The 22,646-nt window shown below is 65.7% G+C and carries 20 protein-coding genes and 1 tRNA gene; 9 read left to right on the top strand and 12 right to left on the bottom strand.

What is annotated here, in order from left to right:
- Window positions 1-250: 250 nt before the first annotated feature.
- Both ABZ720_RS10505 and ABZ720_RS10500 read right to left on the bottom strand, forming a co-directional pair.
- Window positions 251-655, bottom strand: a complete 405-nt coding sequence (locus ABZ720_RS10505) for a DUF3775 domain-containing protein (RefSeq protein WP_366555470.1) — start codon at window positions 653-655, stop codon at window positions 251-253.
- Between the two features lie 110 nt (window positions 656-765).
- Window positions 766-2,457 carry a thiamine pyrophosphate-binding protein gene (locus tag ABZ720_RS10500; RefSeq protein WP_366555469.1) on the bottom strand — a complete coding sequence of 564 codons (1,692 nt, stop codon included), beginning with the start codon at window positions 2,455-2,457 and terminating at the stop codon, window positions 766-768.
- 199 nt (window positions 2,458-2,656) lie between these two features.
- Between ABZ720_RS10500 and ABZ720_RS10495 the strand changes: the two genes are divergently transcribed.
- Window positions 2,657-5,080 (top strand): thiamine pyrophosphate-binding protein, encoded by a 2,424-nt coding sequence (locus ABZ720_RS10495; protein WP_366555468.1) that lies wholly within the window; start codon window positions 2,657-2,659, stop codon window positions 5,078-5,080.
- Window positions 5,081-5,269: 189 nt separating this feature from the next.
- On the opposite strand, the gene ABZ720_RS10490 is transcribed toward ABZ720_RS10495, so the two are convergent.
- Together ABZ720_RS10490 and ABZ720_RS10485 are read right to left on the bottom strand one after the other, a co-directional pair.
- Entirely contained in the window at window positions 5,270-5,824 is a 555-nt protein-coding gene (locus ABZ720_RS10490) for a DUF924 family protein (RefSeq protein WP_366555467.1), read from the bottom strand.
- The gene (locus ABZ720_RS10485; protein WP_366555466.1) at window positions 5,805-7,421 is read right to left on the bottom strand and encodes a sensor histidine kinase; all 1,617 of its coding nucleotides are present in this window, start codon (window positions 7,419-7,421) and stop codon (window positions 5,805-5,807) included. Before ABZ720_RS10485 ends, ABZ720_RS10490 begins: the two co-directional genes overlap by 20 nt.
- A 149-nt stretch (window positions 7,422-7,570) precedes the next feature.
- Between ABZ720_RS10485 and ABZ720_RS10480 the strand changes: the two genes are divergently transcribed.
- Window positions 7,571-8,089 (top strand): GNAT family N-acetyltransferase, encoded by a 519-nt coding sequence (locus ABZ720_RS10480; protein ID WP_366555465.1) that lies wholly within the window; start codon window positions 7,571-7,573, stop codon window positions 8,087-8,089.
- A 4-nt stretch (window positions 8,090-8,093) separates the two neighbouring features.
- On the opposite strand, the gene ABZ720_RS10475 is transcribed toward ABZ720_RS10480, so the two are convergent.
- The 7 genes from ABZ720_RS10475 to ABZ720_RS10445 form a co-directional block, all read right to left on the bottom strand.
- Window positions 8,094-8,167: transfer RNA gene (locus ABZ720_RS10475), tRNA-Gly, on the bottom strand.
- Window positions 8,168-8,259: 92 nt separating this feature from the next.
- On the bottom strand, window positions 8,260-10,092 hold the full coding sequence (gene typA / locus ABZ720_RS10470; protein WP_366555464.1) for a translational GTPase TypA: 1,833 nt from the start codon (window positions 10,090-10,092) through the stop codon (window positions 8,260-8,262).
- Between the two features lie 41 nt (window positions 10,093-10,133).
- On the bottom strand, window positions 10,134-11,126 hold the full coding sequence (locus ABZ720_RS10465) for an adenosine kinase (RefSeq protein ID WP_366555463.1): 993 nt from the start codon (window positions 11,124-11,126) through the stop codon (window positions 10,134-10,136).
- A 153-nt stretch (window positions 11,127-11,279) separates the two neighbouring features.
- Complete coding sequence (locus ABZ720_RS10460; RefSeq protein WP_366555462.1) at window positions 11,280-12,041, bottom strand: GntR family transcriptional regulator; 762 nt, start codon at window positions 12,039-12,041, stop codon at window positions 11,280-11,282.
- Window positions 12,042-12,089: 48 nt separating this feature from the next.
- Window positions 12,090-13,583, bottom strand: coding sequence for a tripartite tricarboxylate transporter permease (locus tag ABZ720_RS10455; protein WP_366555478.1), 1,494 nt, complete (start codon window positions 13,581-13,583; stop codon window positions 12,090-12,092).
- A gap of 31 nt (window positions 13,584-13,614) precedes the next feature.
- Complete coding sequence (locus ABZ720_RS10450; RefSeq protein WP_366555461.1) at window positions 13,615-14,079, bottom strand: tripartite tricarboxylate transporter TctB family protein; 465 nt, start codon at window positions 14,077-14,079, stop codon at window positions 13,615-13,617.
- Between the two features lie 151 nt (window positions 14,080-14,230).
- Window positions 14,231-15,217: a Bug family tripartite tricarboxylate transporter substrate binding protein gene (locus ABZ720_RS10445; RefSeq protein WP_366555460.1), complete on the bottom strand. Its 987-nt coding sequence runs from the start codon at window positions 15,215-15,217 to the stop codon at window positions 14,231-14,233.
- Between the two features lie 215 nt (window positions 15,218-15,432).
- On the opposite strand from ABZ720_RS10445, the gene ABZ720_RS10440 reads away from it, so the two are divergent.
- From ABZ720_RS10440 to ABZ720_RS10420, 5 genes are all read left to right on the top strand, one after another.
- Entirely contained in the window at window positions 15,433-16,416 is a 984-nt protein-coding gene (locus tag ABZ720_RS10440) for an aldo/keto reductase (protein WP_366555459.1), read from the top strand.
- A gap of 81 nt (window positions 16,417-16,497) precedes the next feature.
- Window positions 16,498-17,571 carry a TauD/TfdA family dioxygenase gene (locus ABZ720_RS10435; RefSeq protein ID WP_366555458.1) on the top strand — a complete coding sequence of 358 codons (1,074 nt, stop codon included), beginning with the start codon at window positions 16,498-16,500 and terminating at the stop codon, window positions 17,569-17,571.
- A gap of 120 nt (window positions 17,572-17,691) precedes the next feature.
- Complete coding sequence (locus tag ABZ720_RS10430) at window positions 17,692-18,432, top strand: EI24 domain-containing protein (protein ID WP_366555457.1); 741 nt, start codon at window positions 17,692-17,694, stop codon at window positions 18,430-18,432.
- Window positions 18,433-18,471: 39 nt separating this feature from the next.
- The gene (locus tag ABZ720_RS10425) at window positions 18,472-19,152 is read left to right on the top strand and encodes a bactofilin family protein (RefSeq protein WP_366555456.1); all 681 of its coding nucleotides are present in this window, start codon (window positions 18,472-18,474) and stop codon (window positions 19,150-19,152) included.
- A gap of 24 nt (window positions 19,153-19,176) precedes the next feature.
- Window positions 19,177-19,593, top strand: a complete 417-nt coding sequence (locus ABZ720_RS10420; RefSeq protein WP_366555455.1) for a hypothetical protein — start codon at window positions 19,177-19,179, stop codon at window positions 19,591-19,593.
- A 32-nt stretch (window positions 19,594-19,625) separates the two neighbouring features.
- On the opposite strand, the gene ABZ720_RS10415 is transcribed toward ABZ720_RS10420, so the two are convergent.
- Window positions 19,626-20,561, bottom strand: a complete 936-nt coding sequence (locus tag ABZ720_RS10415) for an EipB family protein (RefSeq protein WP_366555454.1) — start codon at window positions 20,559-20,561, stop codon at window positions 19,626-19,628.
- A gap of 62 nt (window positions 20,562-20,623) precedes the next feature.
- Here ABZ720_RS10415 and ABZ720_RS10410 point away from each other — a divergent pair, with 62 nt between their 5' ends.
- Entirely contained in the window at window positions 20,624-21,781 is a 1,158-nt protein-coding gene (locus ABZ720_RS10410; RefSeq protein ID WP_366555453.1) for a dienelactone hydrolase family protein, read from the top strand.
- A gap of 94 nt (window positions 21,782-21,875) precedes the next feature.
- A complete protein-coding gene (locus ABZ720_RS10405) occupies window positions 21,876-22,634 on the top strand; it encodes an HpcH/HpaI aldolase family protein (protein ID WP_366555452.1) in 759 nt (252 codons plus the stop codon).
- Window positions 22,635-22,646: the final 12 nt, after the last annotated feature.

The following is a 22,646-nucleotide window of genomic DNA, read 5'->3' as shown; positions in this document are numbered from 1 at the left end:
CTGCCGATCGACGATCCGTCCCCCGCCATCGCCGGTGCGGGTCAGGCACCGGCGATGGTTCATCTTCTACCGATGAACCGCCATCTTCATAAGACAAGCCGGTCGTCTCTGATCGGATTCGCGGAGCGATCCGAACAGAGACGTGAATCGGCTCTAACACTTTAATTTAGACCGGATTCACGCATTTAATCCGAACCCGGGGTGGTTCAGATTAAATGCGATCCGGTCTAAGATTGGACGCGATCCGCGTCTACAGCCTGCCCATCTCGTAGTCCGTGCAGGAAAAGCCCAGCGCCGCCAGGCCCTCTTCCAGAAAATCGCCCAACTGCGGTATGCCCAGAAGGTAGTCGGGGACGTGCTTGTCGCGAACGTCCGCCGCTTCCCGGCGCGCCTCCTCCCACTCCTGGGCGGTGAAGTCCTCTCGTCCGATCCAGGCCAGGGCAACGAGATCGATCTGTTCGTCCTCGTTCAGGCCGCTGATCGCGCCGCTCAGTTCCTCGAACGTCGGGTCGTCGGGCAGGTCCTCCAGGATGTCGATGGCGCGGTCGTCGCTGGGGTTTGAGCCCTCGTCCGGGTCGACGACGGGTTCCTTCTCATCGAACTCCCGTGCCTTGACGATGATGTAGCAGACCTTTTCCAGGGGGATGGTGAGCATGTCCGCGGTTCCCGATTGCAAAGTCGTGCAAGAAGCGCATCAATCTTCCGCTCCCGCCGCCTGCCGGGCATTGACCTGCCGCAATGCTGTGCATCTGCCTCGCTACCGGCTCAGGCAATCCACTCCGTGACCGGTGCGGCGGCCTCATGCAGCGGCTGGGAGATCACATCAACCAGCGTCGGCCCGCCCTGTTCCAATGCTGCGGCCAGAGCACCGCGCAGTTCGGCTGGGTCTTCCACCCGCCAGGCCTTGAGACCGAAGGCTTCGGCAACACGGGCGTGGTCGGTGCGGTCGAAATCGACGGAGTAGTAGCGCTCCCCGAAACCGGCATGCTGGCCCGCCTTGATCCAGCCGAAGCTGGCGTTGGAGAAGACGATCAGGGTCACCGGCGCTCCGAGGCGCACCAGGGTTTCCATCTCGCCAGCGGTAAAGCCGAAACTGCCGTCGCCCATGACGGCGACGCACTTGGCCTGCGGCCGGGCGAACCAGGCACCCACCACGCCGGACAGCGAGTAGCCGAGTGCCCCGTGGGCCCGATTGCTGATAAAGCGGCGACCGGACTCCTCCTGCTCAAGGTAGGCGGAGAAGTAGGGACAGGGCGTGCCGGGGTCGGCAACGACCACGGAGTCCTTTGGCAGCAGCTCGCGCAGGTGATGCACCACGGCTTCCGGCCGGATCGGACGCTGGCTGGAATTTGCGAGTTCCAGGAAGCGCGCGAACTTGGTGGCCCTGACCTGTGCCACCTGCGCCTGCACCTGCGTGGCGTCCCGGGGCGCCGGTAAGGCTTCGCGCAGCAGCGGAAGCAGTGCTTGCAGGACACGGCGGGCATCGCCGATGGCCGCCGCTTCGGGGCGGTAGTTGGCGCCGGGCACCGCGGGGTCGGCATCGATGTGGACGATCTTGGTGTCGGGAGCCGGATGACGCCAGCGCTCGGTGGTGACCGAGCCGGCCCGGCAGCCGATCATGATGACCAGGTCGGCGCTGTCCAGCAGCTCGCGGGTTTCGACGCAGCCGCCGTTGCTGCCCACGACGCCGGCGGCCAGGGGATGGGTCTCCGCCAGGCTGCCTTTGCCGCTGACCGAAGTGACCACGGGCGCGGCCAGCAGTTCGGCGAGCGCCTGCACCTCCGCTTCTGCGCCCGAGAGGACCGGGCCACCGCCGCAGAGGATGATCGGACGCGACGCGGCCAGTATAGCCTTGGCGGCCGCTTCCACCGCCTGCTCATCCGCGCCGCTGCGCTCGGCAGGAAACTGGCCGAAACGGCTGTCGGCCCAGACCGCGTCAGCGTCTACCGGCGCCTTCTGCACATCGAAGGGCAGGCCGAGATGGACGGCACCGCCGCGCCCGCCGGTCGCTTCCTTGAAGGCACGGCGGATGAGCGACGGCAGGCGCCCGGCGCTGTCGATCACAGCGTTCCACTTGGTGACCGGGCGGAAGAGAGCCTCCTGGTCCAGCTCGGTCAGGGCGTAGCGTCCGCGCGCGCCCACGCCGATATCGCTGGTGATGGCAAGCAGCGGCACGGAGGATTCATTGGCCTCGGCCACGGCCGGCAGGATGTAGGTGGCCCCGCCGCCGCTCGGTCCTTCGCAGACACCGATCTTGCCGCTGACCCGGGCGTAGACGTCGGCCATGTAGCCGGCGGAACGCTCATCGCGGGTCAGGACGTGGCGCATGCCGTGGTCGAGGCGATAGAGGGCGTCGTACCAGGGCAGGGAGGTGTCTCCGCAGAGACCGAAGATCACCTCGACCCCGTGATGCTGCAGCAGTCGTACCGTGGCCTCGGCACCCGTGAGCTGGTTCATGACGACTCCCTCGTGTTTCGATTCCGCCTTCAGCGTGCCACGACAGGCGCGGTCCAGAAAGGCAGGCCTATGGGTGCCTTTGCAAAGATTGCGTGCGGGCTGCTTGTGGTGCAGGAAAAGTGCGTGGGGTGGGTTTGCCGCCGGCCTTGGCTTTCACTATGATCGCTGCCATCTGCCAATGCCCCTGGAGTCCTCTGCCATGTCCACGGCCCTGTCCGCCGCCGATCAACCCGCGCGCAAGGAAGAGCTGGAAGTGCTCGGCGAGTTGGAGCGCAAGGTGCTCTGGCTGTCGACCTGGACGATCCATCAGGCCAATCACCTGCGCAACAGCCGCGACGGCCTGAAGGTTGGCGGGCATCAGGCGTCGTCCGCCTCCATGTCGGCGATGATGACGGCGCTCTACTTCAACGTCCTGCGCCCGGAAGATCGGGTCGCGGTCAAGCCGCACGCCAGCCCCGTGTTCCACGCCATCCAGTACCTGCTGGGCAATCAGGACGTCGAGGCGCTGCGCGACTTCCGCGCCTTCGGCGGCGCGCAGTCCTATCCCTCGCGCACCAAGGACAAGGACGACGTCGACTTCTCGACCGGCTCCGTGGGCCTGGGCGTGGCCATGACCAGCTTCGCCTCGCTCACCCAGGACTACCTCGACATGAAGGGCCTGCTGCCCAAGGGGCAGGAACCGGGGCGCATGGTGGCACTGGTGGGCGATGCCGAGCTCGACGAAGGCAACGTCTATGAGGCGCTGCTTGAGGGCTGGAAGCACGACGTGCGCAATGTCTGGTGGGTGATCGACTACAACCGCCAGAGCCTGGATTCCGTGGTCACCGACCGCCTCTTCGGCCAAATCGACAAGCTCTTCGACACCATGGGCTGGCGGGTGATCACGCTGAAGTACGGCAAGCTGCTGCAGGAGGCCTTCAAGCGCCCGGACGGTGACGCGCTGCGTCAATGGATCGATGACTGCCCCAACAGCCTCTATTCGGCCCTGGTTTTCACCGGCGCCGCGGGCTGGCGCAAACACCTGCTGGCCGACCTGGGCGATCTGGCCGGCATTCGGGCCCTGCTCGACGAGTTGGATGATGCGGCGCTGGAAGCGCTGATGACCAATCTTGCCGGCCATGATCTCGAGGCCGTGCTGGAGGCCTTCCACAGCATCGAAGACGACAAGCCCACCTGCTTCATTTGCTACACGGTCAAGGGCTTCCGCCTGCCCTTTGCCGGCCACAAGGATAACCACGCCGGACTGATGAACCCGGAGCAGATGGCCGAGTTCCAGCGGCGCCAGGGTGTCCCGGAGGGGCGGGAGTGGGAGCCCTTCTCCGGCCTCTCCCTCCCCGAGGAGAAGCTGCGCGGTTTCCTCGATCAGGTGCCTTTCAACGCTCGCGGGGAGCGCCGCTATCCCGGCGACTATGTGCCGGTGCCCGAAAGCCTGCCCAAGCCCGAGGGCCATCGCATGAGCACCCAGGAGGCTTTCGGCCGGATCCTGGGCGAGATCGCGCGTGAGGACAGCCCGCTGGCGGAGCGGATCGTCACCACCTCGCCGGACGTGACGGTCTCCACCAATCTCGGCGCCTGGGTGAATCGCCGCGGCATCTTCGACCGCCATCCGCGCGAGGATGTCTTCAAGGAGGAAAAGGTTATCTCGGCCCAGCGCTGGGCCATGTCGCCCCAGGGGCAGCACGTCGAGCTGGGCATCGCCGAGAACAACCTCTTCCTGGCGCTGGCGGCGCTGGGCCTGTCGCATTCCCTCTTCGGCACGCGCCTCCTGCCCATAGGCACGCTTTACGACCCCTTCATCCAGCGCGGCCTCGATGCCCTGAACTACGCCTGCTACCAGGAGGCCCGCTTCATCGTGGTGGGCACGCCCTCGGGCATCAGCCTGGCGCCGGAGGGCGGCGCGCACCAGTCCGTGGGCACGCCCCTGATCGGCATGTCGCAGGACGGCCTTGCCGCCTTCGAGCCGGCCTTTGCCGACGAACTGGCCGCCATCCTCGGCTGGTCCTTCGACTATCTGCAGCGCGGGCCGGACCATCCGGGGCATGATGCGCTGCCGGGGACGCAATGGCTGCGCGACGAGAAGGGTGGTTCGGTCTATCTGCGCCTTTCAACCCGCCCGTTGGAGCAGCCGGAGCGCGAGATCGACGCCACGCTGCGCGAACAGATTATCACCGGAGGCTACTGGCTGAAGCCCCCGGCAGAGGGCGCGGAACTCGCCATCGTCTATAGCGGCGCGGTGGCGCCGGAGGCCCTTGCGGCCTGGGAAGCCATTGCCGAAGAGGTGCCGGGTGCCGGCCTGCTGGCGGTGACCTCGGCCGACCGCCTGAACGCCGAGTGGACCGCCGCGGCCCGCGCCCGCCAGGCCGGCCGGCCCGACGCCGCCTGCCATGCCGACCGGCTGCTGGCGCCCCTGGCGCCGGATGCGGGACTGGTGACGGTCCTGGACGGCCACCCGGCGACGCTGGGCTGGCTGGGTTCGGTGCGTGGCCACCGGGTGCAGTCCCTGGGCGTGGAGCACTTCGGTCAGTCCGGCGACCTCATCGACCTCTACCGTGAGTACGGCCTGGACCGCGACGCCATCCTCGACGCCTGCGCTGCGGCTCTGGTGCAGCGGCTGCGCGGCTAAGGCGGCGCATTTTCCTCTGTTGCGTGAAGCGCCCACCACGCCGTCACTGCGAGGAGGTCAACGACTCCTCACCGTCATTGCGAGAAGGCGAAGCCGACGAAGCAATCCAGGGGAGTTAGCTTTTGGCCCTGGATCGCCACGCCGCCTTCGGCGGCTCGCGATGACGGGGGAGGGCGATGTGTTATCGTCTCAGAAGCTGGAATCCGGCTCCTGCAGGAAGTCCGCTTCCTCGGCAGTCGTCTGCCGGCCGAGGGCGGCGTTGCGGTGGGGGAAGCGGCCGAAGCGCGCGATGATGTCGCGGTGGATCACGGCGTAGCGCGTCCACTGGTCATCGCCCAGGGCCGAAATCAGGTCAACCGCCCGCTCCTGATCGGCCAGATCCTCGCTGTGCTCCAGCGGTAGATAGAGAAACAGCCGTTCGGCCGGCCTCAGCTCCTGGTCCTGGCCTGCAGCAATGGCCGCTTCGGTGATCGCGCGAGCCCGCGCGTCACAGACAAAGGCCTCCGGCGTGCCTCGGTGTAGCTGGCGTGGCACCTGGTCGAGCAGCAGGATCAGGGCAAGCGCGCCGCGCGCCTCGCGGGCCCAATCGCTGAGTTCGCCCTCGCGGGCCCGGCGGTAGGCGGGGCTCAGCGCCTCGGCCACCTGGGCGTCGAAATCGTCGGAGCGCACGAACCACTGTGCTTCGCGTCCTGGCGCAAACCAGAAGGCGAGGACATGCTCCGGATCACTTTCTGGATTGCTCATCGTCATGCTCCTGAGAGTTGTCGCTGGATGTCGTGGGCGGAGAGGGGCTGGTGACGATGGACTTCACGCTTTCCAGCTCGCCCAGAGTCACAGTGATGCGGGTGCCGTGGCCGGGTTCGCTGTGGATCTTCAGCCCGCCGCCATGCGCCTCGGCCAGCCCCTTGACCAGTGAGAGCCCCAGCCCTGTCCCGGCCGTGCTGCGGGTCATGGGGTTGTCGACCTGGCGGAAGGGCAGCAGGGCCTGGGCGATCTCCTCTTTGGTCATGCCGATGCCCTCATCGATGACCGCGAGATAGCACTGCTGGCCCGTGCGACCGCCCGACAGCCAGACTCGTCCCGGTGGCGGTGTGAACCTGATGGCGTTGGCCAGCAGGTTGACCAGGATCTGGCGCACGGCAAGAGGGTCGCCAACAAAGGGCAGGGTCTCGGGCATATCGCGCAAGGTAGCGCGCACACCCTGCTCGTGGGCCAGGTGCTCCACCAGGCGCAGCGCTGACTGGGCCGATTCGACCAGGTCGCAGTCTTCCGGACGCAGGACCAGCTGCCCCGCCTCGACCTTGGAGAGATCGAGGATGTTGGTGATGATCGAGAGCAGATGCAGGCCGCTGTCGCGGATGTGCCGGCAGTACTCCTCGTAGCGGGCGGATCCCAGCGGTCCGAATAGCTGGGTCATCATGGCATCAGAATAGCCGATCACCGCATTGAGCGGCGTGCGCAGTTCGTGGCTGATGTGGGCCAGGAAGTCTGACTTGGCACGGCTGGCCTCCAGGGCATCGTTGCGCGCCTGTTCCAGGGCCTGCTCCGCACGCTTGCGCTCGGTGATGTCCTCCACCAGGCCCTCGAAGCCGAGGATGCGGCCGTTGGGCCCATAGACCGGCCAGCAGGTCTCCGACATGAGGAATCGGCTGCCGTCGCGACGCAGTGCATAGGCTTCGAAGCCGCGCAGGGCGCCCCTTTTTGTGGCCAGGCGCACAACACGCCCTCGATCCCGGGGGTCGGCGTACATGTCGATGCTGTAGGGAAAGGTCTGCAGGAACGCCTCGACGCTCTCGAAGCCGTGCATGCGTGCCAGCGCCGGATTGACCTCGAGATAGCGCCCGTCCAGCGCGGTGCGGTAGATGCCCTCCACCGCGTTGGCGAAAATGGACTGATAGCGCAAATGGCGCTCGGCCAATTCGTGCTCGGCGAGCTTGGCCTCGGTGACGTTGCGTGCGCTGCCGCGATAGCCCACAAGCTGCCCGTCGTCGTAGACGGGCTTGCCGGACAGGCGCACCCAGACGCGCGAGCCGTCCGGTCGGTCGAAGTGGTACTCGAGATCGCGGAAGAGCTGTTCTTCAGCCATATAGCCGGCAATGGTCTCGGGCAGATCCTTGGGCTCGACGCCGATCTCCTGCAGCAGTTCATGCCGCAAGCGCCCTTCAGGCCGCCGGCCCAGCTCAGTCGGGCCGCCACCGGAGTAGAAGGTGTAGCGCTGCTCCAGGTCGGTTTCCCACAACCAGTCGGCGCTGGTTTCCAGAAAATCCCGGAAACGCTCTTCCATCAGCGTCGCCGGCTTGGCGAAGCGTTGGTTGATCGCGCCCTTTTTCGATGGTTTCAAGTTCCCAGGCCGCTCCCTTCTCCCCATGGAGAAAGGTAAGCACAAATGCGGGAGTCTCGCACCTTCAATTCGCGGATGGCCAAGCGGCTTGCCATCTTCGATGAGGCCTTCTATGGCGCTGCTGATCAACTCAGAAGGAATGAACAGCGATGCGTCAATCCTGGCCGGTGCGGCCTTTGGACTCGGATGATCTCGAGAGGGTCTTGCAGCTCAACAACGCCGCCGTGCCGACAGTGAACAGGCTCGATGCCGCGCGCTTGGAAGATCTGGTGGCGCAGAGCGAAGCGGCGCTGGCCCTGGGTCCGGTCGGTGCGCCCCTGGGCTTCATGCTGGCCATGGGGCCCGGGCTTGCCTACGATAGCCTCAACTACCGCTGGTTCGCGGCGCGCTACGACGATTTCCTTTATGTGGATCGCATTGTCGTTGCCGAGGCCGCCCGCGGCAGGGGCGCCGGCCGCGCCCTCTACCAGGCCGCGATGGAGCGGGCGGCGGAGCGGCCGCTCTGCTGCGAAGTCAACCTGCGCCCCTCAACACCCCCTCCCTGCGCTTCCACGCCAGCCTGGGTTTCACCGAGGTGGGGCGGCAGGAGAACGAGGACGGGGCGAAGGAAGTGGCGCTGCTTGTGCGGGTCGGAAAGTGACGCTCGGAACGCGACATGTGCGACGTGAGCGTTGGAGCGGGTGAAGGGAATCGAACCCTCGTCGTCAGCTTGGGAAGCTGCTGCTCTACCATTGAGCTACACCCGCCGCGTGCCTTTTGACTACACCGAGCCTTGGTGCGGCGCAAGGGCTCCGAAGCGGTGCCGCGCAGGGCTACGCGGCACCCATTCTTGCGTGCCTCAGCCTGCCTCGGCTTCGCGGCGGCGCTGGTCCTTTTTGCGCTCGTGCGGGTCGAGCAGGCGCTTGCGCAGGCGGATGGACTGGGGCGTGACCTCCACCAGTTCGTCGTCCTCGATGTAGCTCAGCGCCTGCTCCAGGGCGAAGACCCGCGGCGGGGTCAGGCGGATGCTCTCGTCCTTGCCCGAGGCGCGGACGTTGCTGAGCTGCTTGGCTTTCAGCGGATTGACCTCGAGGTCGTTGCCGCGGGCGTTCTCGCCGATCACCATGCCTTCATAGACCTGGTCGCCCGGGGAGATGAAGATCACCCCGCGCTCCTCCAGGTTCCAGAGGGCGTAGGCCGTGGCGGCGCCGCCGGCGTTGGAGATCAGCACGCCGTTACGCCGGCCCTGCAGTGGCCCCTTGTAAGGCGCATAACCGTGGAACAGGCGGTGCATGATGCCGGTGCCACGGGTGTCCGTGAGGAACTCGCCGTGGTAGCCGATCAGGCCGCGCGAGGGCGCGTGGAAGACGAGGCGCTGCTTGCCGCCGCCGGAGGGGCGCATTTCCTGCACTTCGGCGCGGCGCTGGCTCAGCTTCTCCACGACGACGCCGGCGAACTCCTCGTCAACGTCGACCTGCACCTCTTCCACCGGCTCCAGGCGCTGGCCGTTCTCGTTCTTGAAGAGCACGCGCGGGCGGCTGATGGAGAGTTCGTAGCCTTCGCGGCGCATGGTTTCGATCAGCACGCCGAGCTGCAGTTCGCCGCGGCCGGCCACCTGGAAGGCGTCCTTTTCCTCGGTTTCCTTGATCTCGATGGCGACATTGCCCTCGGCCTCGCGTATCAGTCGGTCGCGGATCATGCGGCTGGTGACCTTGTCGCCCTCGCGGCCGGCCAGCGGCGCATCGTTGACCGAGAAGGTCATGGCCAGGGTGGGCGGATCGATCGGCTGGGAAGGGAGCGGCTCGCTCACCTCGGGCGCGCAGAGGGTGTCGGCCACGGTCGCGCCGTCGAGACCGGCCACGGCGATGAGGTCGCCGGCTTCGGCACGCTCCACCGGCACGCGCTGCAGGCCGCGGAAGGCCAGCAGCTTGGTCAGGCGGCCCTCCTGAAGCAACTTGCCGTCGCGCGACAGGGCACGCACCGTCATGTTGTGCTTGGCGACGCCCGAATGGATGCGCCCGGTCAGCACCCGGCCGAGATAGGGGTCCATCTCCAGGGTGGTGGCCAGCATGCGGAAGGGTCCGTCGCTCTTCTCGGTCGGTGCCGGCACCCGGTCGACAATGGCCTGGAACAGCGGCGTCATGCCCGCGTCGCGCGGCGCGGCGGGATCGGTCACCGCCCAGCCTTCCTTGGCGGAGGCAAAGAGGGTGGGGAAGTCGAGCTGCTCTTCGTTGGCGTCGAGCGCGGCGAAGAGGTCGAAGACCTCGTCCTGCACCTCGAAGGGGCGCCCGTCCGGCTTGTCGGCCTTGTTCACCACCACGATCGGGCGCAGGCCACGGGCGAGCGCCTTCATGGTGACGAACTTGGTCTGGGGCATCGGCCCTTCCGAGGCGTCGACCAGCAGCAACACGCCGTCGACCATGGAGAGGATGCGCTCCACCTCACCGCCGAAGTCGGCGTGGCCTGGGGTGTCGACAATATTGATGCGCGTGCCCTCCCACTCGATCGAAGTGCACTTGGCGAGGATGGTGATGCCCCGCTCGCGCTCCAGATCGCCGGAGTCCATGGCACGCTCGGCCACCTGCTGATGGGCGCGGACCGCGCCCGACTGGCGCAGCAACTGGTCGACCATGGTGGTCTTTCCGTGGTCGACGTGGGCGATGATAGCGATGTTACGCAGGGCGTTGGTCACGCGCCGATTACTCCAGCAGAGTGCTTTCTCGTGCCCGGTCCTCAGAGACCGTACTTGGCAGCGAGATCGGAAAGGGATCGCGCCGGGCGCGGTCCCAGGTGGCTCACGGCCTCACCGGCCGCGAGGGAGGCCAGGCGACCGCACTCGTGCAGATCGCGGCCCTGGGTGTAGCCATAGAGGAAGCCGGCAGCGTAGAGGTCGCCGGCGCCGGTGCTGTCGAGCAGATCGCCAACCTTGATGGCGTCCACCACATGCACCTCGTCGCCCTTGAGCACCACCGAGCCCTTCTCGCTGCGGGTGAGAGCCGCCACTTCGCAGTGGCCGCGCACATGCTGCAGCGCCTCGTCGAAATCGGCGCTCTCGTAAAGCGAGACGATCTCGGACTCATTGGCGAAGAGCAGGTCCACGTGCCCGTCCACCAGCTCGCGGAAAGACTCGCGGTGGCGGTCGACGCAGAAGGGGTCGGAGAGGGTAAGCGCCACCTTGGCGCCACTGGCGCGAGCGGTCTCGGCCGCCTCCAGGAAGGCCTGCTTGGCGTCGGGGCTGTCCCAGAGATAGCCTTCGAGATAGAGCACCTTGGCCCGCTTGATCAGATCGTGATCCACGTCCTGGGGCCCGAGCTGCACCGAAATGCCGAGATAGGTGGCCATGGTGCGCTGGGCGTCCGGTGTCACGAAGATCAGGCAGCGCGCCGTCGGCGCGCCGTCGGTCGCCGCGTCGCTGGTGAACTCGATCCCTGTGGCGCGAATGTCGTGGCGGAAGATGCCGCCAAGCTGATCATTGCGAATCTTGCCGATGAAACCGCCGGAACCTCCGAGCGAGGCCAGGCCGGCCATGGTGTTGGCGCAGGACCCGCCGGACACTTCGGTGGCCGGTCCCATGACGCCGTAGAGGTGCTCCGCCCTGCTCATGTCGATCAGGGTCATGGAGCCTTTCGGCAGATCTTGTTCGGTGACGAAGCTGTCGCTTGCCTGGGCCAGAACGTCGACAATGGCATTACCGATACCTACGACGTCGAGCGGCTCATTCCGCATGCGCGCCTCCCTTGAATGCTGTGCTGTCAGGATTTTCGCGGGGCGCAGGAATACAGCTTCAGACCGCTCGCGTCCAGTGTGCTGCACCTGCGAAGAACGCAAGACCGCCCCGCACGAGAAGCCGGGCGGTGCACCGAAAGCCGCAGTCCGCTGTCAGGACAGCGCGATGTCGAGCCGCACGAACTCCCCGCGATAAGTCGCGTGTGCAACGTAGATGGCGGTGCCGTCCGCCGAGCGCAAGACCCTGCGTACAAGCGCGATGGGGGCGTTGAGCGGCATGTCCATCAATTTCGAGGTCTCGGCGTCCGCTGATGCGATGGTCAGCGTCTGGTGGCCGTCCATCGGGCCTACAGTGGGATCTTCCTGCAACATTGTAGTGATGGTCCGCCTCTCCAGGTCCGCGAGATCGTAGGAATCGAAGAGGTGGCGGGCGAGGTGCACATCCACCAGGGCGTAGCGGATGCCGTCGCGGGAGATCTCCCGGCGGAGAAACTGGTAGGCCTCGGCCGCCCGCCCGTCCTCCTCGTCCAGTTCCGGCGGATCCGCGGCGGGATGGCAGGCGAGAAAGCGGGTGTCGGAGGTCAGGACGACACTCTCCAGAGAGTGGACGTCGGTGCGCAGGCGCAGCCAGCGCTCGCTGGGCGGCCGTTTGACGGCAAAACTGCCTTTGGCTCGATAACGCGCGACCAGGCCTTCCTGCTCGAGAATGGTCAGCGCCTGGCGAACGGTGATCCGGGCCACGCCGAACTCGGCCACCAGCAGATTGAGCGTCGGAATGCGCTCGCCCAGCGGCCAGGTCCCGTCGCTGATCCGCCGGCGCATGATGTCAGCCAACTGCACATAGAGCGGCACCCGGTTGCGCCGCAGGTCTTCGGCGCTGACCCGGACCGCTGTCGAACTGGGCTTCTGCGGCATGCCTACCTGTCTCACAATCTCCGGTAGGTTATCTCTAGCCGATCTCGATCACTTCTGCACCCGGCTTGTGCCACGGAAGAGCAGGCGCGTGACGAAGGGGCTGGCGACGACGAAGAGCGTGATTGCCAGGAGCGTGCCGCTGAGCGGGCGGGTAAAGAAGTCCTCGACGCGCCCATCGGAGAGCATCAGGGCCCGGCGGAGGTTGTCCTCGACCAGTGGGCCGAGGATGAATCCGAGCAGCATCGGGGCGATCGGCATGGTCAGAAGTCGCATCACGAAGCCAATCAGGCCGAAGGCGAAGAGGACCAGCACATCGAAGGGATTGTTCTGGACCGCGTAGCTTCCAAGCACGCAGAGCAACAGCATCGTCGGTAGCAGCACCCGCGGCGGCACGTCTAGAGCGCGCACCAGATAGCGCACAGCGAAGAGTCCGACGATGAGGAAGAGAATGTTGCCGATGATAAACAGCAGAAACAGGCTGGAGACCACGTCGCCGTTCGACAGGAACATGGCCGGCCCCGGCCGGATGCCGTGGATCATCAGCGCTCCGATCAGGATTGCGGTGACGGCGTCGCCGGGGATCCCGAGAGCCACCATGGGGACCATGGAGGCGCCGGTTGCGGCGTTGTTGGCGCTTTCTGCAGCGGCGATGCCTTCCGGTGCGCCGCGTCCCATCTGCGCACGGTTCTTGCCGAAGCGCTTTTCCAGCCCGTAGGAGACCACGGTGGCGATGGTCGGCCCGGCGGCGGGCAGCACGCCGATGGACAATCCCACCAGCGTCGAGCGCAGAGTGGTCGGCAGGAGCCTGATCAACTGCCTGACGGAGGGCAACACGCTGGTGAGCTTCTGGCGAATCACCTCGCGCTGAATGATGCCCTGCTTCAGAGAGAGGAAGATTTCGCTCACGCCGAAGAGCCCGATCATGACCGGGACGAACTGCAGGCCGCTGGTGAGCGCCGTCTCACCGTAGGTGAAGCGGGGATAGGCGGTCTGGGGATCGGCACCGATGGTTCCAAGCAACAGACCCAGAATAGCGGCCATCAGGCCCTTGCCGATCGAAGGGCTGATGTAGGCAATAACCCCCAGGCCAAATATCGCGACGGCGAAGTACTCGTGCGCGCCGAAGCGCAAAGCCCAGAGCGCCACCACCGGCGCCAGAGCTGCCAGGAAGAGCGCGCTGACGATACCGCCGAAGAAGGAGGTGACGCAGGCGACGCCGATGGCGAATCCCGCTTTTCCCTGCTCGCGCAGGGGCGTGCCGTCGAAGGTGGTCATCACCGCGGCGCCGGTGCCGGGAATGTTCAGCAGGATGGCGCCAATCGAGCCACCGAAGGTGGCAGCCGCATAGGTGGGCAGCAGCAACGCAAAGGCTTCGGCCGGGCTCAGCGGATAGGTCAGGGTGACCATAATGGCCAGGGCCATGGTCCCTGACAGGCCGGGCAGGGCACCGATCACCACACCCAGCAAGGCGCCGGCTACCGCTAGCAGCAGCACCGTCGGCGTCAGGATCAGCGGCAGCCCTGCGGTCAGGGCGCTCCACATATCGAACACGAGGAACTCTCCCGCAGGGCAGTTATCTGAAGATCGACAGGCCGAAGACGAGGCCGAACAGGATGTACACCGGCGCTGTGACGATTGCGGCGTAAACCAGTGCCTTCCACCAGCGTTCGCCCAGAAGCATCATACTGGCGCCGAGGAAGGCGAAGCTGGTGATTAGGGCATTCACTCTTTCCAGGGAAATGCCGAACAGAAGCAGGAGCAAGAAAAGTAGGCCGCAGGCCGCCCAGTTCCCGCTTGCTCCCGTTTCAGCCTCGGAACCGCCTGCTTCCGTGGCAGAGGCAAAGCGACCGAGAGCGCTGTAGAGCAGCAGGCCAACGCTCAAGGTCGCCAGCAGTCCCAATAGCAGGGTAGGAAAGAAGGCTGGCCCGAGACCGGCGCTCAGAGGTTGCGAGGGCATGTGACGGGCTTCCAGCCAGGCGCCGCCGCAGACCATGAGGCCCAGTAGACCGGTTACCCGAAAGCTTGCGCGGTCTTGCATGTGCGTCTGCTTTGTACCTGCTCTATCGTTTTGACATGAACCGGATTTTGCGCGCCTAATCTGACCCTCAGGTTCAGATTAGGCGCGATCCGGTCCATGCCGGAAGCCCGTCGCTTGGATGCGAAGCCCCCGTGCGTAGCGGCTGGGTCCGTTACGGCTGGCGCAGGACCCCGGCGCGCTCCATCAAGCCCATGAGGCGCTCTTCCTCGCTTGCCACGAACGCGGTTGCGTCCTCGTGATCGAGGTAGAAGCCGCTGTAGCCACTGTCGCTGAGGAACTTCTGGTATTCGTCGGATTCGAAGGCCACGCGGATGGCGTCGGAGAGTGTCTGCACAACCTCATCCGACAGGCCTGCCGGTCCGGCAATGCCGCGGGTGGGACCGTAGACCATCTCAATGCCCTGTTCGGAGAAGGTGGCCACGTCGGGGAAGTTCTCATAGCGTTCGGGCGCTGCGACACCCAGAACCTTGATCAAACCGGCATCGACCAGGGAGGCGGCCTCGGGCACCGCGGTGGAAGAGGCTGTCAGCTCCCGGCCGGCCAGGGCGCTGAGCGCCGCGGCGGTGCCGCCATATGTCACGGTCTCGACCGAAACGCCGGTGGTGTCCTCGAAGGTGCGCCAGCCCCAGTGGTAGGCGGAACCGGGGCCGCCATCGCTGACTTTCGCTCCCGGATTCTCTTCCAGGTATTCGATGAATTCCGGAATGGTGTCGTAGGGTGCATCCGAAGGCACGGCAATGGCCCAGTAATCGGCATTGACCATGCCCAGGATCGTCAGCTCGTCCAAAGGATCGACAAAGTTGACGATCTCCTCGAAGTGCTTCTGGATCAGGGAATTGTTGGCCACGAAAGAGGAGAGCGTATAGCCATCGGGCGCCGCAGCCGCTGCTTCCTGCAGGGCGATGAGGCCTCCGGCGCCGGGCTTGTTGATCGGGGTCACGGTCTGGCCCAGCTCTCTTTCCATGCCTTCGGCGATCCGCCGGGAGACAAGGTCGGTTCCGCCGCCGGCCGCGAAGCCGATCAACATCTCAATGCGCTTTTCGGGATACTCCGCCCGGACCTGATCCGCCGCAGCGCCCATAAGTCCAAAGGCGACCGCCGCTGCGAGGCCTCCCATCATCAGGTTCTGTTTCTTCACTGTCACCGCTTCCTCCGCTGGTTGGATTAAGTCGTCTTTTATCTTTTTCGTCTCCGCCTCTTCTCTCGTGCGGAGTGGAACCGATCATGCTGGCTGCCTTGACAGCTCAATCATCAACATCCTAAAAACCTATCAATAGGAATATAGGTGAAGCAAGCGGCTTCTGGTCGTTTTTCTCGCACCGAGAACAGCTTCGCTTCCAACGGGAGAACGCCATGCAGACGCGCCGCCTTGGTCCCGAGGGGCCTCAGGTTTCTGCGCTGGGCCTGGGAACCATGGGAATGTCATTTTCCTATGGTCCGCGCAACGACGCGGAGTCCGAGGCCACACTTCGCCTCGCCTTGGATCGCGGGGTCACCTTTTTCGATACGGCCGACATCTATGGCGACGGCCACAATGAAACGCTCCTGGCCAGGGGCCTGGGCGGTGATCGTCACAAGGTCCTGATCGCCACCAAGTTCGGCAATGTCACGCTGCCCGATGGCAGCCGCGGCGTGAATGGCCGCCCCGAGTATGTCGAGGAGGCTTGCAACGCCAGTCTTCAGCGCCTGGGTCGGGATTTCATTGACCTCTACTACCTGCACCGGGTCGACCCCGAAACTCCCATCGAGGAGACCGTGGGCGCCATGGGCCGCCTCGTCGAGGCGGGAAAGGTGCGCTGGATTGGGCTGTCTGAAGCGGCCTCGGCGACCATCCGGCGAGCGCAAGCCGTGCATCCCTTGACCGCTGTCCAAAGCGAATACTCGCTTTGGACGCGCGATCCGGAACAGGACGTGTTGCAGACCTGCCAGGAACTCGGCCTCGGTTTCGTCGCCTACAGCCCCATCGGCAGGGGCTTCCTTTCCGGGCAGTTGCGTGATTCCTCGCAGTTCGGAGACGCCGATCGCAGACCGGACTTTCCACGCTTCCAGGGCGAGAACCTCAAGGCGAATCTCGGCCTGGCTGACCGACTGGCAGAGATGGCACAGGCCAAGGGCTGCAGCGCGGCGCAACTGGCGATCGCCTGGGTGCTGAGCAGGGGGGAACATGTTGTTCCCATCCCTGGCACCAAGCGACGCAGGTACCTGGAAGAAAACCTCGAGTCCTTGGACGTCACCCTGTCCGCGGCGGAGTTGACCGCCCTCGACCAGGTCTTCCGCCCGGATGCCGTGGCGGGGGAGCGCTTCCCGCCCGGGCAGATGAAGCGCGTCAATCTCTGAGCGGTCGATCCATCGTGGCGCAATGGGGCTTCACAAGCCCTTTGGCCGCACCCAATGCCAGTTGTGTCGGAGAAGTAAGCCATGAGTAGTGAGGACAGCATCCTGCATTCACCCGTCAGCGGTGACGGGGCCTGGCGCGGTGTGGATATGGAGCGGGACAGCGCGCTCTGGCAGTACCATCTCACGCCGCGCTATCTTGAGGAGATCGACGCGGCGGTGCGCGGGCTGCGGCGCAGTGGGCGGACGCTGAACACGGTCACCCGCTCCGACTTCTCCTTTCCGACTTTTTCCGTCTTCCTCAAGCGGCTTCTTTGGAACGATGTGGCGGGGCGTGGTTTCTGCGTGATCCGCGGGTTGCCGGTCGAGGACTACAGCGTGGAAGAGCTGGAAATGCTCTACTGGGGCATTGGGCTGCACATGGGTGTCGGCGTCTCCCAGAACGCCGAGGGACATCGGGTCGGTCATGTTCGCAGCCAGGGCAAGGACTACAACGCGCTCAACGTGCGCGGCTACCAGACCAATGCGGAGTTGCCCTACCACTGCGATCCTTCGGATGTCGTGGGTCTGCTCTGCGTGCAGACCGCCAAGGAAGGCGGGGAATCCTCCATCATCAGCGGCCTGTCGATCTACAACGCCGTGCTGGCCGAGCGCCCACAGTTTCTGCCGATGCTCTACAAGGGCTTCGTCTATGACCGGCGGGGAGAAGAAACCTATTTCCAGAAACCGATCAGTGATCCCGTTCCCGTATTTGCCCATGTGGATGGCGAACTGAGCATCCGCTACGTGCGCAAATCCATGGAGACCGCACGGGAGAAGCTGGGGCAGCCCTTCAGCGATGAGGAACTGGAAGTTCTCGACTACATCGATTCTGTAACCATGCGCCGCGAACTGCAGCTTCGCTACACCCTGGCACAGGGTGATATCCAATTCGTCAACAATTACACGGTGCTGCATTCCCGCACTGATTACGTCGATTTCGACGAACCGGCCCGGCGCCGCCACATGCTGCGCCTTTGGCTCAAGGTGCCGGGCTTCCGCAAGCTGGACCCCGACCTGATCGAGTTCGATGAGGCCTCCGGCTGGAGCCGTCGGGAAGGTATTCTGCCGCCAAACGCGCCGATGCCGAAGACCGTTCCGGACCCGCTGTTCGTGTAACCATCAGCGCACCAAAGGCGAAGGCGCGCGCTCGCGAGTTGGGGTGCGCTGCCGGGAAACGCCGATCCGCCTTACGACGACTTGCAAGGCGAGGGCGGCGGCATTAAGGCTGCGGGCGCCATGCTTTCCGACTTGATGAGGGCCTTCGGCCAGCTTTCCGATCCCGCTGCGCGGCGCGTGCTGTGGCAGGCTCTGGGGCTTTCCCTTCTTACCTTCGGCCTGCTCTGGGCCGGTGCGACCTTGGGCCTGTCCTGGCTGGGCGAGGCCCTGGTGGGCTGGGCCCAGGCCCGTGGGTGGGAAGGCTTTTGGCTCGAGACCATCGAATGGGTCTACGCGGCTGCGGCGTTCAGTGGCGTGCTTGTCACCACCTTCCTGCTGTTTCCGGCCGTGGCGATCCTGATGATGACGCTGCTGCTCGATCCCATCTGTGAGGCGGTCGAGCGACGCTGGTATCCGCAGCTGCCGGACGGGCGCAGCCAGCCCTGGCGGGAAATGCTCTGGGACGCTGCCCGCCTTACGGGGGTGACCGTGGCGGTGAACCTGGTTGCTTTGCCGCTGTACCTGATTTTGCTCTTTTTTCCGCCCTTCAATCTCTTTGTCTTCTACGGAGTGAACGGCTATCTTCTCGGGCGGGAGTATTTCGAGGTCGCCGGTGCGAGGCGCTTGGACTCGGGGGAGGTCCGGGCCTTGCGGCGACGCAACAGGGGAAATGTCTTCACGGCGGGGATCATCATAGCACTGCTTTTCACCGTGCCGGTGGTGAATCTCGTCATGCCGATCGTGGCCACGGCCTTCATGGTGCACCGCTTCCACACCCTTCGGGTTCGGGAGCGGTTCGGGGACGGGGGAGTCGGTCTGTAGGCTGCTGGTTCAACCGACGACCAGACGAGGAAGCAACGCATGTTTGGACGCAAGAAGAGCAGTCACGACGAAGAATCCCACAATCCGGAGGAGCCTCGTATGGCGCCCACCCCCCGATCCAGCCGCCCCGACGCCTCGGCGGTGCTTGACCGTCAGCCCGTGCCCCCGGTGCGGCGTCCCGTGGAGCCGTCAAGTGCCGCTCCCGCTCAGGCGCGCCGCGCCCCCGACCAGTCCCCGACCGCCGCAGCCAGCCAGGAGAAGCCGATGGAAAAGACCGAAGGAGAGGGCAAGAAGCTCATCGTAGGCAAGGGCATCCGCCTCTCCGGCGAGATCCAGGCCTGCGAGAAGCTGGTGGTCGAGGGCGAAGTCCATGCCGACCTCACCGGCGCGCTGGTGCTGGAGATTGCGGAAAGCGGCCTCTTCAAGGGCCGGGCCACCGTGGACTATGCCGAGATCTCCGGCAGCTTCGACGGTGAACTGACCGTGCGCGACCGACTGCTGCTGCGCGGAACGGGCCAGATCGACGGCGATCTGCGTTATGCGGAGATCGAGGTGGAACGCGGTGGACGCATCCGCGGCACCATCGGCGAGCAGGACGACAGCGCCGGCAAGGCCAAGCCGCGCGGTGCCGAAGCCAACAAGACGGAAAAGGCATCGAACGGCGGTGGCAATGGCCGTACCGCTCCGGCGGCCAAGGAAGAAGAGGCGGCGATTTCCTGATCAATCAGCAGCAGCGCCGCGGCGGTGACCAGGAAAGCAAACAACCGATTGCACGGAGGCAGGATCGCGCAGAGCGCGGTCCTGCTCTCCACCTTGCTGCTGGCGGGCTGTGTGACCAACGGCATGCCGCACGCCGGCTCCGAGGGGCAATCGGAAGCTGCCGTTCCCTCGCAGGTCAACCCGGACGTCCGATCGGAAGAGCTGATCGGACTGCCGCCCTCGGCGCTGGCGGAAACCCTGGGGCAGCCACCGGTGCTGCGCCGCGACCGGCCGGCTGAGATCTGGCAGTACCGTGGCGGGGACTGCGTGCTCGACGTCTTTCTCTATGAAGGCGACAGCGGTTCCCAGGTGGTGCACCTGGAGGCGCGCGATGGGCGCGCCAATCCCCTTGCGCCGCAGGACTGCCTTATGGATCTGGCCGGCAGTGCGGCCACCGGGTAGTCCGGCTTCAACGTGATAGCGCCCGCTGGGGATCAGCAGCCCGGGTCGGGCAGCGCTTCCAGCTCCACCAGGCGCGCGCGCAGCGAGAAGTCCCCATAGTCGAACAGCAGGTTGTCGGCGACACCGTTGCCGTAGAGGGTCAAGGTCTGCTCGTGCAGGGGCAGGGCATCCACTTCACTCGGTGCGAAGAAGGCCAGTTGCACCCGCCAGCCGGCTTGGTCACGCAGCAGAGCCGCCCCGTTGCTGTCTTCGGGCAGGGGCAGGCTGCGTTCGCCCGGCGCGTAGGCAGCCACCGGAAGCACGGACACGCCGGAAAGGCCGCCATCGTCGCCTGAACCGTCGAAGACCAGCCGCCAGAACGGCAGACTTTCCTCAGCGGCGTGGGCCAAGATCTCGATGCTGTGCGCGGTCGGGAAAACCGTACCGGTGGGCAGGGCAACCTCGAAGCCGTCGGGATCCTCGAAGCGGGCACGCCCGGGGCTGTCCCCATCGCCCAGTTCCGCCTCTCCGCGGGTTTCCTCCGTCTCGAGACCGTCGAAGAAACGGCGGATGATGAAGCGGTAGCGCTGTCCGCTCTTGGCCTCCCAGGCGTTCAGGGTCCAGCCGAAGTCGACCCGCGGGCCCTCGGCGCGATCGAGCAGCACGCGCGAGCGCTGCTGCACGGTCCAGCCGGAACAGACGTCGGCCCACTCGAACTCCAGTCGTCCCACTGCCGAGGCGATCTCCGGGCTGCTCAGCGCCCGATCGAGGGAAAGGTCGTAGGCGGCGCGATGCGGCTCGATGCCGGCGGTCACCGCCTCCAGTGAGCCAGGCACGCCGGGTGCTGCCGCCGAGAGATCGGGGGGTGCCGTAAGCAGGAACAGGGCGGCAAGCCCGAATGTTCCTCCCACAATCCCGGTAACCCGCAACCGGCCGGCGGGCGAGAGTTGCGATGAGCGTGCGCTTTCGTCCCGACAGGACTTGTCCACTTTCGACCCCTTCGCCACCTATCCTGCAGCTATAGCAATAACGTCCCCTTTTAGGCAAAAGAATGACTGCAATCCGGCTGATTGTTCCCCGCCCCGTTGCACAGACCCCTCACTCGCGGGGGCAGGGGGCTGCTGCGTGGACGGGCTGGCGGGGCAGGAGGGTCGGCTCAGCGGCTCTGATCTTCCCGCTTCTGGCGCTGGCACTGCTGCTGGCATTCGCCTCCGGCCCGGCGCAGGCACGCGATGCCGCAGCCGCCCTGTTGCAGGAAAGCTGGCCCAGCGGCAGTGCAGGCCCGCAAGGGGAAGAGCAGGTGAGCTTCGAGTCGGAGGATCCCTTCACCCTGCGCCATGTGGGCACGGCGCCCAAGCGCGAGGTCTCGGCCCGCCTCTTTCTTCCCGAGAACACCGAAGAGCCCGTGCCGGCCGTCGTCCTGTTGCATGGGGCCGGCGGCGTGATGGGCGCCCGGGAACTGACCTATGCCCGGCAGTTCGCCGACATGGGCGTGGCAGCCCTGGTGCTCGACGCCTTCGGTAATCGCCGGGAGATGGCGAGGGGTTTCATTCAGAGGCTGTTGGAGATCACCGAGGCGATGCTTCTGGCGGATGCCTTTGCCGGGCTCGCCTACCTCGATGACCGGCCGGAGGTGGATGTCGAGCGGGTCGCCCTGATCGGCTTTTCCTACGGTGCCATGGCCACCATGTTTGCCGCTTACGAACAGGTGGCGGAGATCTACAGTCCCGAGGGCCGGCGCTTTGCCGGCCACGCCACATTCTATGGCCCCTGCATTGCTCGTTTTCGCGACAATCGCGCCACCGGTGCCCCGCTGCTGATGCTGATCGGCAGCGAGGACGAGATCACCGACCCCGCGCGCTGTGCAGCGGTAGCCGAGGAACTGCGCGACGGCGGCGCCGAGGTGGAGGTGATCGTCTACGAGGGTGCCTATCACCAGTGGGACGGGGCACGCCCGGGCCCGCGGCGAACCGGTCGCAACCTCGCGCCCTGCGAACTGACCGTCACCGCTTCGGGCCGGGTGCGCGGCGGGCGGACCTTCATTCCCATGGCTGATCCCCTGACCCGGCGGCTGATCCTGGGCCTTTGCGCCGGCTCCGAAGGCTATCTCATGGGCCGGGACGAGGCGGTGCGCGCGCGTTCCAACGTCGATCTCGGGCGCTTTCTCGCCGAAGTCTTCTCGGCACCGCGGGAAACGGCGGCGCAATAGGGACTTTTCGGGTGATCGTCGTTTTCCCCGTCGGTTGAAGCCGTCATACTCGCGCCCGCGCTCTTGCTGGTGATCATTGGAGACGGAAACGACAATGCGCGAGAATCTTCTGAGGCGACTCTGGGCGGCGGATAAGGCGGCGGTGAACGGCTGGTGCGCCGTTCCCTCCTCCTTTGCGGCCGAGGTGATGGCCCATCAGGGATGGGATTCCCTGACCATCGACTTGCAGCACGGGGTGGTCGACTACCAGACCGCCGTGACCCTGTTGCAGGCCATCTCGACCACCGACACCGTGCCCATGGTCCGGGTGCCCTGGCTGGAGCCGGGCATCCTGATGAAGATGCTCGACGCCGGTGCCTATGGCGTGATCTGCCCCATGATCAACGATGGCGAGGAAGCCGCGCGCCTGGTCTCCGCCTGCCGCTATCCGCCGCTGGGCGGGCGCAGCTTCGGGCCGATCCGCGCCAGCCTCTATGGCGGTGCGGACTATCCGGCCCATGCCAACGAGACCGTGGCGGTCTTTGCCATGGTGGAAACCCGCCGCGCGCTGGACAATCTGGATGCCATCATGTCGGTCGAGGGTCTGGATGGCGTCTACGTCGGGCCCTCCGATCTGGCCTCGGCACTGGGCTACGCGCCGGGCTTCGACCGGCAGGAGCCGGAGCTGGTGGAGGCGATCGATCTCGTTCTGGCCAAGGCCCGGGAGCACGGTCTGGTCGCCGGCATCCACAACGGCAGCACGGCCTATGCCCGACAGATGATCGAGAAGGGCTTCCGTCTGGTGACCATCGGCTCCGACGCCCGCTTCATCGCCGCCGGTGCGGCGCAGACCGTGGCCGAGATGCGCGCCTGACCTGGGCGCGGG

Origin of the sequence: Aquibaculum sediminis, from assembly GCF_040712085.1 — a bacterium.
Classification (GTDB): domain Bacteria; phylum Pseudomonadota; class Alphaproteobacteria; order Kiloniellales; family DSM-21159; genus Aquibaculum; species Aquibaculum sediminis.
Note: the sequence above shows the minus strand (reverse complement) of the source record. Positions and strands in the feature narration are given on the sequence as shown.